This window comes from Clostridium sp. CTA-6, from assembly GCF_054768115.1.
The window spans coordinates 43,796-54,921 of record NZ_BAAAAU010000003.1; the positions used below are offsets into that span (position 1 = coordinate 43,796).

Below are 11,126 nucleotides of genomic sequence, written 5' to 3' on the forward strand. Positions count from 1 at the left end.
ATATATAATTAAGAGGAGGTATTAAAGTATGAAAAAAGTATTATTGCTTCTTGCCAATGGTTTTGAAGCCGTAGAGGCAAGTGTTTTTGCAGATGTTATAGGATGGAATAAATTAGAAGGTGATGGTACTACAGAATTAATAACTGTTGGGATTAGAGAAAAATTAAAATGTACCTTTAATTTCACAGTAATTCCTGAAATGCATGTCAGTGAAGTTAATATTGATGAATTTGATGCACTTGCAATACCAGGTGGATTTGAAGAAGCAGGATTTTATGAAGATGCTTATAACAAAGATTTTCTAAACATAATCAGAGAATTTGACAAATCAGGAAAAACAATAGCTTCTATTTGTGTTGGTGCGCTGCCTATTGGGAAAAGTGGAGTGCTAGTTGATAGAAATGCCACAACTTACAATCTAGGAAATGGTAAAAGACAAAATCAATTATCTAAATTTGGTGCAAATGTTCTTGCTGATACATCTATTGTTATAGATAAAAATATAATTACTTCCTACAATCCTTCAACTGCTTTCCATGTAGCTTTCAAACTTTTAGAGCTGCTCACCTCTAAAGAAAACTGTGTTAATGTTAAGAGGCTAATGGGGTTTTAGCAAAATAATAAGGTGCCAAATCTACTATATTAGAACAAAAGCAATATTCTTAAAAGACGTAACAAGGACTTACTTTTTTATGGTAGGTCCTATTTTATTAAGTCTATCTTAATAACGTTATCTATAATTACTTTACTATAAATCCGGAGTCTTATAATGCTGATAATAAAAAGTCTTCGTCATCTATTTTATAACATATTTCAATAATATTATTGAAATTCTCCATTGGATTATAATTCCATATTTCAATGGCATCATCTATTATTCTATTGATCACCTTTACTCATACTTACTACAATATCCTAACATTATAAAGATTTTATATACACGTTTTTAGATAATTCTCGAAGTTTTTCCTCATCTAATATATATATTGTTTTACCCTCGCATTTTATAATTGATTTTAGTTCAAGCTCTTTAAAGATTCTATTTAAATGCCTATAGGTTGTTCCGAGGAATTGAGCAATTTCTAAGAATGATGAATTTAAAATTATATAGTTTTTATCTTCTATATGTTCAACTAGATAACTAGATAATCTATTTATGAGCGGATATACAAAATTGTATGAGCTATTATTAATTGTTTCATAAAGGCTTTCGCTTAAAGAGTCTATTAAGTGGTATAAAAACTTTATATTATCTAAATACTTTTTTCTAAGTATATCTGAAGGTATTGCTATCAAATAAGTATCCCCTACTGCATCAACGTCGCAAAGTATTGGAATATTTTTTAAAAACTCTAGATTTCCTATAGTATTAAAGTCTTTATAAAACTTTAAAAGCATTGATTTACCGTTTTCAAAGGGATAAGAAATTTTGATTTTCCCATCTACAATCAAATAATAGTATTCAAGATTAGAATCTGCTTTTAATATATATTCCTCTTTTTCATAAAAATGAAGTTGTGCATATTTTAATATATCCTTATCAAATATACTTTCTATATTATGCTTATCAATATAATGCTTTAAAAGGTCATTATTCAAAATTTTTTTCATAAGTCCTCCTTAACATGACATATGTCATATTAAAATCTATATAATTATTGTAATTTATTTATAACCTATTGTAAACCAAAACATAGGAGTAATTTATATATATAAACTTGTCTCTTATAAATGACATTATACTTATCATAACTATTTTTTTAAAGAGATATTAGCAAGAATGACAAGACCTTATAAATACAAACAAAAAATCTTAAATTATATGACGATATCCAAATGCATTAATTTATTCAACAATCTAAGATTTTTTATAAAAAATTTGTATGTTATAATTAAAAAATTAGACGTATCAGGAGGATTATTATGAAATACAATATTATAATATTTGATGCAGATGAAACTTTATTTGATTTTAAAAAATCTGAAAGAGATGCTTTTAAAAATGCTATGCTGGAATTTAATATGAAATATGATGAAAACCATCATTTAAAAGTGTACAAGGATATAAATAAAGCTATATGGAAAGAGCTTGAAAATGGACTTATTACCCAAGAAGAATTAAAAATTGAAAGATTTAAAAGATTGTCCAATAAATTAAATATTAAATTTAATGAGTATGATTTTGCAAAATCATATATGAAACATTTATCCCATGCATCATTTTTGTATAATGATAGCATAAATCTTATAGAAAGTTTACATAAAAATTATAGACTTTCTATAGTTACTAATGGTCTTAAGGATGTTCAAAATAACAGAATCAGAAAATCTATTATAGGAAAATACTTTGAAGATATAGTAATATCTGAAGAGATCCAAGTATCAAAACCAAATCCTAAGATATTTGAACACGCTCTAAATAATATGAAACATACAGATAAAAGCAATGTTTTGATGGTTGGTGACAGCTTAACCTCTGATATACTAGGTGGTATAAATTTTGGTATAGACACCTGCTGGTTTAATCCTAATAAAATTGTGAATGAAACAGGAATAAAACCTACTTATGAGATTTTTAATTTAATGGAACTTAAGAATATACTTGAAAAATAGATGTAAATGAAAAAATTACGTTAATCCCTTTATTTTTAATTACTATAGCCAGTATAAAATTCCACCTATAGATTTATTATTATCTATAGGTGAAATTTATACTCAATATTTATTATTATAATCGCAAAAATCTATCCTATTTTATTTATTAACTGAACAAATTTATTAATATTTTCTTCTGAAATTTTTGATATATCCTTATGGGTTTTAGCAACCTTTTTCACTATAAATCTTTCAAAAAAATTCATATTTTTAAATATAAATTCACCACCAAAACATTCCTTTGCAACAGCATTCGTTAATAATTCTTTTGGGAAAGCATTGTTTAACTGTGACTCTACATTTTTTTCATTCAGTCCACATATAAAAAGCCCCACTCTTTTTTCTTTTAACGCATTAATATTTTCCATACAAAAATTTTTTACTTCCTTTTGAATCTGTCCCATGTAAATTGATCCACCAATAACAATGTTATTAAATTCGGTTATATCTGGCATATTTTCTTTTTTTATATTTATAGTTACAACTTCTCCTTTAACTTTGTCTTTTAAAAAATTACTGCATTTTTCCGTAATGCCATGTTTAGTTCCATAAACAATAAGTGTTTTCATTTCTTATTCTCCCCTTTATTTTAACAATCCACTTATAAGAATCTGAAAATGATGATCTATAAGTCTTTCCCTTTGCTGCTTTGATATATTTTTTTCTAATATCAACCTAGACAAAAGTCCATGAGTTGAAGTCCATATTATTTGTGCAGTGAGCTCTATATCCATATCTCTAAACTTGCCTTTTTCAATCCCTAGCTCTACTAATCTACAAAGCTGTTGTATGCTCTTTCTATCCTTTGAAACACCTTCATGAAGCATATTTACTTTTTCTTGTATAGATTTAATATCATTCATTAAAACTGTTCTAAATTGCTCTGGATACTGTAACATAAGTTCAATATATTTTCTTAATCCCTGCTCTATGGTCTTTTCTGGATTTTCAGTATCTACTGGAACTTCATTTATGCTTCTTAATATCCTGCCATACCCCTGCTGTACAACAAAAGTTACTATTTCAGATTTATCTTTAAAGTAATGATAGATAATACCTGGAGAATATTCTATTTTATTTGCTATCTTTCTAATTGATAAATTTTCGTACCCTTCTTCAACTAATATTTCACTGGCAGTATCTATTATTTTTTTTCTTATGATTTCTTTTTCTAATTTTCTTCTTTCTGTAATACCCATAAACTCCTCCTTCATTATAGTTATTTATCTCGCTGTTGCCATTTTCAATCCTTCAATCCTGCTCATGTAATTCATTTACCTACACCAAATTAATACTCTATTAAGCATCTCACACCCAATATTTTCTCTGTGTAAGCGACTCACTCCAAATCATAGATTTGGAGTCTCTGCTTAAGATTTGGATTCTCTACTTAAGATTTAGGATATCTGATTTTCTATAAAAGTAGAATCTAATCACTGCTACGCACCTGGATAACTTAAATACTTTACAACTAATACAAGAAACTATTTAGTGCACTAGAAGATATTACTTTTTCTTAACTTAAGCACTTTATAACTTTTGTACATCTTACTGAAAAGGATATAATAACCAATATTAAAGTTATCCATATAAGCATATTTATATAGATAATATCCAATCCTATATAAGTCAATAAAACCATTCCAGGTATTAAAAAAAAGTTCATTGCAGCAATACGACCAAAATAATCAAATTGAAAGAGATTATTAGAAACATTATAGTACTTTTTAATAATGTAAGATGTAATAAAAAACTCCATAAATTTAATTAACGTAAGCACTGTAAACCATATAGGAATCCTACTATTAAGATTTAAAAGAGCTAGTGAAGATATGATAAAAATAAAATCTGCAGTTACATCTAAAAAACTTCCTAAAAGAGATTCCGCCTTTATTTTTCTTGCAATTTTTCCATCTATAAAATCTGTTACACATATTAAAAAAAATACTATTCCAGCAGATGCAAAATATAATCTATTATTACTATAAAAATTCAAATTATCCAAGAGCAATAGATATATAAAAGTTAATACTATACGTAATCCAGTTAAAACATTAGGCGTACATTTTGGTATTTTCATAATTTATTCTCCTGCAATTTTCTTCCCTATTTCATAAGCCTTACTTTCATCATCTATTCCCTTTTTAAACCCTACTTTTTCTGTAGCTTTTATCTTGCTAAGATTTTGCTCCATTTTGTCCAATTCATTATTTTCTAGTTGAGCTCCAGTAGCAAATAAAAGTATTTTTTTATTAGAAAAATCTTTTATAGATTTCATATAATCAGCTAAAGTAGATGATGTTTCTCCAACATAAACTGGTGATCCAAAAACTATAATTGAATATTGTGAAATATCCTCTGCCATATGCTTTCCAGGATAATTAATAGTAATTTCATAGCCTTCATCTTTTATCCCCCTGGCAATTTGTTCCGCAATTTTTTTAGTTAACTTACTTTTAGATGGTTGATATACTACTAAAGCCTTTTTATTACTTACCTTATCTGACTTCAATACTTTAGAATTCTCACCATAATCCTTACTATTTCCTTTTATAAACCAAGAAAATAATAACATTACTGAAATTAATAACACTATAAAGCTAAGAAAAACTCTTTTCATAATTTTAAAGCCTTTTTTCATTTTCCACCTCTCATTTACAAATATAATTAAACACTGTAATAATATTAAATACTGTTCAATATTATTTTATAATTATTTATCCTTATTTGTCAATAAACTTAATTGATATTATAAATAACTTCTATTGACAAAACAAATATTAAAGAGTAATATAAAGATTAAAATCTTTGATGGGAAGAGTAGATATTTATTTAGTATCCACAGCGAGTAGGGTTGGTGTGAGCCTATGAGAAAAATAATATTGAAAGACATCCCGGAGATGCTTATTTGAACAGAAATATTAAGTAGAGTAAGCCGGCTTTCCTCCGTTAAAGGGAATAGAGATAACAAAGTATTAATACGTTGTTAAATTAGGATGGTACCGTGAACACAAGCTTTCACTCCTACAAGGAGCGAGAGCTTTTTTTATATAGAAATTTGAGCTCATTCTATATGTGATACCTATTCTAATTTTGTATAAACATTGTTAAAAAGGGTGGCACCGCAAATTATTTTGCCCCTTGGGTTTTTACTCAAGGGGCTTATTTTATTTAGGAGGTAATAAATATGAAACGAACATTAATAAGTGAATTGAAAAATTTTATGAATAAAAAAATAAATCTCCAAGGATGGATTCATAAAATTAGAAAGTTGAAAGATATAACATTTTTAATCATAAGAGATAGATCAGGATTGGTTCAATGTATTGTAGATAATAATAAATTGGATTTATCCCAGGTAAAGATAGAATCCATAGTATCAATAACAGGAGCTGTTAAAGAAAGTACTAATAATTTAAATCCTTTTGAAATACAAGTAGAAAATCTAGAAATTATAAATGCTGCTTTAGATGAACTTCCAGTAGAGATAAACAAAGAAAATTTAGAGATTAATTTAGATACTATGCTTAATAACAGGGTGTTAAGCTTAAGACATCGTAAAGTTAATTCAATATTTAAAGTTCAAAACTCAATAGTAAATGGATTTAGAGAATTTTTAAATAAAGAAGGATTTACAGAAATTTATACTCCAAAAATTGTATGGGAAGGAGCTGAAGGTGGTACAGAAGTATTTAAGGTAAAATACTTTGAAAATACTGCTTATTTAGCTCAAAGCCCTCAATTTTACAAACAGATGATGGTAGGAGCTGGATTTGAAAGAGTATTTGAAATAGGTCATGCCTATAGAGCAGAAGAGCATAATACTAATAGACATCTAAATGAATATATTAGTATGGACTTAGAAATTGGATTTATAGAAGATGAGAAAGATATCATGGAAATTGAAGAAAGGCTATTAAAGTTCATATTAGAGAAGCTTAATAATGAATGTAGAGAATATTTTAATTTATTGGAGGCAGAATTACCAAGGATTCAAGGCGGAATACCTAAAATTACATTTAAGGAAGCATTAGGTATATTAAGTCGGGAATATAATAAAAATAACTTAACTTATGACCTAGATCCAGAAAGTGAAAAACTAATCTGTAAGTATGCAAAGGAAAAGTTAAATAGTGATTTCATATTTTTAACTAACTATCCTAGAAAGAAGAGACCAATGTATACTATGCCTCTAGGTGAAGATGGCACTCACAGTTTTGATCTGTTATTTAGAGGTATAGAGATTACTACAGGGGGCCAAAGGATTCATGACTATAACATGTTAATAGACAATATGAAATTTAAAGGATTTAATCCTAAGGATTATGAGAGTTATTTATCTGTTTTCAAGTATGGCATGCCTAAGCATGGTGGCCTTGCCATTGGCTTAGAGCGATTGACAGCAAGGCTTTTAGGATTAGAAAATGTTAGGGAAGCTGCATTAATTACAAGAGATAGAACTCGTTTACTTCCTTAAAGTTACTCTATTATCACAATTATTTTCCTAGCTCTTTATAAATTTTAATATCTTATTTATTCATAAGTATCTTAGGGAGAAACATTAATAATTTACTCCCTAAGTAATTATAAATATAAAAACTCTAAAATTCATATAAAATTTAGTAAGAAAATAAAATGCATCTCCAATATAGCATAAAGAGATTAGAATTCTCTCCCCTAATCTCTTTATGCTTATACTTATATCTATAAATTTGAAACGGTCGTAAACTTAAAAGTTAAACCCTTATATTTATTATTTAAAATTCAAATTCAGTATTATTTATATCTACAAATCCTACTTTTATTTCACAATTGAAATTCTTTTTTAATATTTCTGCCAGTTCATTTCTTGCATCAATTACATTATTATAGTTTTTATCTTTAAATCCATCTATAGGGAAAAATATATTCCTGCTCTCTTCAGTAATTTTACCTTGTTCGCTTTGTCTCCATATCCATCTTCTTGTTTTTACTTTGTTACCTACAGAGTAAATAAGTTCATCCTCTCCTAAAAGTTCCAATTCATTTTCACCAAAAGGAAGGAATGTATCTCCTTCTTTTGAAAATCTAAGACAAATGTCTTCTTTGGCAGTATCTATATCATGAGCACCTAGCGGAACTAGATATTTTAATGAAACTGCATTTCCTATATCCACAACTGGATTTATATTAGGGAATCCTTTCTTTTTTGCTACTCTTGTAGTTATTGCTTCAATGGAGCTTTTAAATTTATTAGGATTAATACCTAATTTCAAAAATGCTTCTCTATAATACACCATCTCTTCTGTTTCTTTTACATTTTTATCTTTAAATTTTGTTTCAATTAATTCTATACTATCTTTTAAAAGCTGAGTAGCCTCCATACTCTCTTTATTATTAATTCCCTTAGCTACCACAATACCGAAACATACATTATCCAGATTCTCAAAAACTTCTTTTGCTACTATAAACTTCATAATTATCCCCCTTAAAATATAATTTAGTTCATTGTAATGACATTTAACAAAAACAAAATAATATCAATATGTATAATTATCTTTTAAGTTTAATTATCCTTTAAAAACTACAACTAAAATACTAAGTATAATAATTAAATAGATTTCACTATTGTTATTATAGATTAACAATTTATCTATTTTACAAATTATAAAGTCTCTAGTTACTAGAGTGTCAAGATTTATTTATTAATATTTGAATTTCCGTTATAAATTCTGATTTTTCAGTAGTTAATCCAAAATCAATTAACGTTATTTCTATTGAATCATCAATGATTGTATATCCTTTTTCTTCAATGTATTTTAAAAGCTTATCATAATATACTGGAGAATTTTCGTGAGTTCCAGTAAAACGAACACTAATGTAAGTACCTTCTGGTAATACTTTTATCAGATTTTTATTATATCTTTCCCCTTCTGTAAATAAAAAAATATAATCATATTCATCAAGTATTCTATTCTTCAATTTATCTATAGAGATTGATACTCCTATTTTCCCGTTAAAAATAGAAGCATTTTTATTAGTCTTATTCTCTAAATGTCTAATGGATAATTCTAAATCATTATTGGATTTTATTTTTTCTTTTAATAAAACAATACTTCTCTCTTCAAATTCAATCTCTCGAACCACGTCCAAGTTATGGTATTGCCTTGCATAGTTAATTTGATTTATTCTGTTTTGAATTTTTTGCTTTGTAAATTCTAATTCTTTTATCTTTTCTTCCGTAATTTTTTTCTGTTTTTCAAATAACTCAATAATATTATCAATACTACGTTTCTTTAAATGATAATCTATTGTGTTTAATGACATTCCAAGAGCTTTTAAATACTTTATTGTGTTTAATTGTTCAAATTGATCTGTTGAATAATATCTATAACTATTAGTTCTATCTATAAATATTGGCTTAAATAAGTCAATTTCATCATAATATCTTAATGTTCCTATATTAACATTAAATAATTTTGATATTTCTCCAATTGTAAATAAATCTTTCATTTAATTTATCTCCTAATTATTAAAAAAATAATTTTTATATTAATAGATGATTTATGCATATTTAGATTATATCAAATTCATTTAGTTAATTTAATATTTTTACATAGCTTGTCCTTTAGTATATTTTATAAATTGAAAAAACTATGAAATTTATTACCTAATTAGTTTTTACAATGCTTTTATACTTTTTTATATTTATAAGTATACTCTTGTACATTTTACTTATATTTTTTATTGTACTTTTTAAAATCTATCAACAACAAACATTCCTTATTTAGATAAATAATTTAGATTATATAACTTTCTCTAAATCATCTAAAAATTTTAAAATAGTAGTTATTTCTTCTTGTTTATAGTTACTTAAAATTTTCATTAACTTTTCTTGTTCTTTTTTATGAAGATACTCATGTAGTTTAAACAAAACTATACCTTTTTCTGTTAAGCTATAATAAATTTCTCTTTTATCATTTTCAATCTTATCTGCTTTAATAATATCTTTTGAAAGAAGTTTTGAATTTATTTTTGATATACCACCTTTGGTCATATTAAGCTCTTTCGCTATGAATATATTATTAGACATATTATTTTTACCTATACATTCTATAACGTGGAACTCAGATAAGGATATTTCTTTTATATCATTATCTGTTATTTTTTTAAATTCCTTATCTCCTTCTTCTTTATCTTCCTTTATATTTAAAATTGCTTCAATTAAATTTTTCTCTTGATCTTTTTCTATTTCACTTAAATGGTTTATAAAAGAAATAACTTTTTCAAATAATTCTACTAATTTATTATTTTTCTCTTCTATTATCATAAATTACTCTCCTCTTTTTGTTTCTTATTTACTCATATATATTATAATTGAAAAAAATTTTTATTCAATTATATCTAAATAGTTTACAAGGAAACTATTTTGTGATACTATTAAGTAGTTTCCTGGGAAACTACTGTGAATTTAATGGAGGTTTTAAAAATGAAAATTGATTTAACATTAGAAATTGGAAAGGAATTACTTTCTTCAACTCTAAAAAAAGCAATAAATGAAGATAAAGCATTTGGTTCTATAGGCCATTTAGCAACACATTTTGATGTTATGGATAAAGAATTTCCTCTTGATTATATAAAAAGAAGAGGAAAAATATTTAATGTATGCCACATAAGAAATAATGAGATTTCTTTAAATGATATAGACTTAAATGAAATTGAAGAAAATGACTTTATTATTTTTTACACTGGATACTTAAAAGAAACAGGATATGGAACATCTGAATACTTAAAAGATTATCCTGAGCTTTCTAAAGAATTAATTGATTATTTAATAAACAAAAAAATTAGTATGATAGGTATAGATACAACTGGAATAAAAAAAGGTTCTGAGCATAGGTACATAGATCAGTATTGTGCGGATAGAAATGTATTTATTATTGAAAATATGAATAATCTTGATCTATTATGGTCAGAAGCTAAAAATAATTCTTTCACCATGTACACTTTTCCTCTTAATATAAAAGGTGTAACGGGCCTTACATCTAGAGTTATAGCTGAACTATAAAAACATATAATACTGTATAAATAATTTTGTGTGAACTAAATATTAGATACTCTTTCCTAAACATGGTAACCTTGCCGCTGGATTAAAAAGAATAACATCAAAGCTTCTGGGATTAGAAAACCATTGATTAGGTAGCAAGCTTAGTAGCTTGTTACCTAACCAATATAAATATAAAAGATATATTATGTATCTTTTCAAAGGTTTACTTATATGGAATAAATTTATTAATTTCCCTGTCGAAAACATAATTTCATAGTTTATTGTAATAATCTTTTAACAAAAATAAAGTAATAATTTAATAATATTTAATAATATTATGAATATTTCTTTTTTTTAATCATAATTAACTATTTGTAATTACATAAAAAAATTTTAAATACTTTATTATATTTAATTGTTAAAATTCTTCTATTAAATCATATGT

13 protein-coding genes and 1 other annotated feature are annotated in these 11,126 nt (G+C 25.8%); of the genes, 4 read left to right on the forward strand and 9 right to left on the reverse strand.

Annotated features, from left to right (window positions below; genetic code table 11):
* Positions 1-28: 28 nt before the first annotated feature.
* Positions 29-613: a DJ-1/PfpI family protein gene (locus tag ACYUDJ_RS05440; protein WP_003489385.1), complete on the forward strand. Its 585-nt coding sequence runs from the start codon at positions 29-31 to the stop codon at positions 611-613.
* A gap of 151 nt (positions 614-764) precedes the next feature.
* On the opposite strand, the gene ACYUDJ_RS05445 is transcribed toward ACYUDJ_RS05440, so the two are convergent.
* Complete coding sequence (locus tag ACYUDJ_RS05445; protein ID WP_003489384.1) at positions 765-890, reverse strand: hypothetical protein; 126 nt, start codon at positions 888-890, stop codon at positions 765-767.
* A gap of 31 nt (positions 891-921) precedes the next feature.
* On the reverse strand, positions 922-1,611 hold the full coding sequence (locus ACYUDJ_RS05450; RefSeq protein WP_003489383.1) for a Crp/Fnr family transcriptional regulator: 690 nt from the start codon (positions 1,609-1,611) through the stop codon (positions 922-924).
* 312 nt (positions 1,612-1,923) lie between these two features.
* Between ACYUDJ_RS05450 and ACYUDJ_RS05455 the strand changes: the two genes are divergently transcribed.
* Positions 1,924-2,613: a YjjG family noncanonical pyrimidine nucleotidase gene (locus tag ACYUDJ_RS05455; RefSeq protein ID WP_043031711.1), complete on the forward strand. Its 690-nt coding sequence runs from the start codon at positions 1,924-1,926 to the stop codon at positions 2,611-2,613.
* Between the two features lie 131 nt (positions 2,614-2,744).
* Here the strand turns inward: ACYUDJ_RS05455 and ACYUDJ_RS05460 are convergent, their stop codons facing one another.
* The 4 genes from ACYUDJ_RS05460 to ACYUDJ_RS05475 form a co-directional block, all read right to left on the reverse strand.
* Positions 2,745-3,224 (reverse strand): flavodoxin domain-containing protein, encoded by a 480-nt coding sequence (locus ACYUDJ_RS05460; RefSeq protein ID WP_003489381.1) that lies wholly within the window; start codon positions 3,222-3,224, stop codon positions 2,745-2,747.
* Positions 3,225-3,239: 15 nt separating this feature from the next.
* The gene (locus ACYUDJ_RS05465; RefSeq protein WP_042386380.1) at positions 3,240-3,854 is read right to left on the reverse strand and encodes a TetR/AcrR family transcriptional regulator; all 615 of its coding nucleotides are present in this window, start codon (positions 3,852-3,854) and stop codon (positions 3,240-3,242) included.
* 317 nt (positions 3,855-4,171) lie between these two features.
* Positions 4,172-4,735, reverse strand: coding sequence for a CDP-alcohol phosphatidyltransferase family protein (locus ACYUDJ_RS05470; RefSeq protein WP_003489379.1), 564 nt, complete (start codon positions 4,733-4,735; stop codon positions 4,172-4,174).
* Between the two features lie 3 nt (positions 4,736-4,738).
* Positions 4,739-5,296, reverse strand: a complete 558-nt coding sequence (locus ACYUDJ_RS05475; RefSeq protein WP_003489378.1) for a flavodoxin family protein — start codon at positions 5,294-5,296, stop codon at positions 4,739-4,741.
* Positions 5,297-5,454: 158 nt separating this feature from the next.
* Positions 5,455-5,684 (forward strand) — a binding site (T-box leader).
* 158 nt (positions 5,685-5,842) lie between these two features.
* Between ACYUDJ_RS05475 and aspS the strand changes: the two genes are divergently transcribed.
* Positions 5,843-7,132, forward strand: a complete 1,290-nt coding sequence (aspS, locus tag ACYUDJ_RS05480; protein ID WP_003489376.1) for an aspartate--tRNA(Asn) ligase — start codon at positions 5,843-5,845, stop codon at positions 7,130-7,132.
* A gap of 280 nt (positions 7,133-7,412) precedes the next feature.
* Here aspS and ACYUDJ_RS05485 read toward each other — a convergent pair whose 3' ends face one another.
* The 3 genes from ACYUDJ_RS05485 to ACYUDJ_RS05495 form a co-directional block, all read right to left on the reverse strand.
* A complete protein-coding gene (locus tag ACYUDJ_RS05485) occupies positions 7,413-8,111 on the reverse strand; it encodes a B3/B4 domain-containing protein (RefSeq protein ID WP_003489374.1) in 699 nt (232 codons plus the stop codon).
* Positions 8,112-8,325: 214 nt separating this feature from the next.
* A complete protein-coding gene (locus ACYUDJ_RS05490) occupies positions 8,326-9,147 on the reverse strand; it encodes a MerR family transcriptional regulator (RefSeq protein ID WP_003489372.1) in 822 nt (273 codons plus the stop codon).
* A 292-nt stretch (positions 9,148-9,439) separates the two neighbouring features.
* On the reverse strand, positions 9,440-9,964 hold the full coding sequence (locus ACYUDJ_RS05495; protein WP_003489371.1) for a MarR family transcriptional regulator: 525 nt from the start codon (positions 9,962-9,964) through the stop codon (positions 9,440-9,442).
* A gap of 159 nt (positions 9,965-10,123) precedes the next feature.
* On the opposite strand from ACYUDJ_RS05495, the gene ACYUDJ_RS05500 reads away from it, so the two are divergent.
* Positions 10,124-10,702 (forward strand): cyclase family protein, encoded by a 579-nt coding sequence (locus tag ACYUDJ_RS05500; RefSeq protein ID WP_043031709.1) that lies wholly within the window; start codon positions 10,124-10,126, stop codon positions 10,700-10,702.
* Positions 10,703-11,126 lie beyond the last annotated feature (424 nt).

Bases quoted from the DNA above. Each gene is read 5' to 3' on its own strand.
- ACYUDJ_RS05440 (WP_003489385.1), top strand. From the start codon at position 29: ATGAAAAAAGTATTATTGCTTCTTGCCAATGGTTTTGAAGCCGTAGAG.
- ACYUDJ_RS05450 (WP_003489383.1), bottom strand. From the start codon at position 1,611: ATGAAAAAAATTTTGAATAATGACCTTTTAAAGCATTATATTGATAAG.
- ACYUDJ_RS05455 (WP_043031711.1), top strand. From the start codon at position 1,924: ATGAAATACAATATTATAATATTTGATGCAGATGAAACTTTATTTGAT.
- ACYUDJ_RS05460 (WP_003489381.1), bottom strand. From the start codon at position 3,224: ATGAAAACACTTATTGTTTATGGAACTAAACATGGCATTACGGAAAAA.
- ACYUDJ_RS05465 (WP_042386380.1), bottom strand. From the start codon at position 3,854: ATGGGTATTACAGAAAGAAGAAAATTAGAAAAAGAAATCATAAGAAAA.
- ACYUDJ_RS05470 (WP_003489379.1), bottom strand. From the start codon at position 4,735: ATGAAAATACCAAAATGTACGCCTAATGTTTTAACTGGATTACGTATA.
- ACYUDJ_RS05475 (WP_003489378.1), bottom strand. From the start codon at position 5,296: ATGAAAAAAGGCTTTAAAATTATGAAAAGAGTTTTTCTTAGCTTTATA.
- aspS (WP_003489376.1), top strand. From the start codon at position 5,843: ATGAAACGAACATTAATAAGTGAATTGAAAAATTTTATGAATAAAAAA.
- ACYUDJ_RS05485 (WP_003489374.1), bottom strand. From the start codon at position 8,111: ATGAAGTTTATAGTAGCAAAAGAAGTTTTTGAGAATCTGGATAATGTA.
- ACYUDJ_RS05490 (WP_003489372.1), bottom strand. From the start codon at position 9,147: ATGAAAGATTTATTTACAATTGGAGAAATATCAAAATTATTTAATGTT.
- ACYUDJ_RS05495 (WP_003489371.1), bottom strand. From the start codon at position 9,964: ATGATAATAGAAGAGAAAAATAATAAATTAGTAGAATTATTTGAAAAA.
- ACYUDJ_RS05500 (WP_043031709.1), top strand. From the start codon at position 10,124: ATGAAAATTGATTTAACATTAGAAATTGGAAAGGAATTACTTTCTTCA.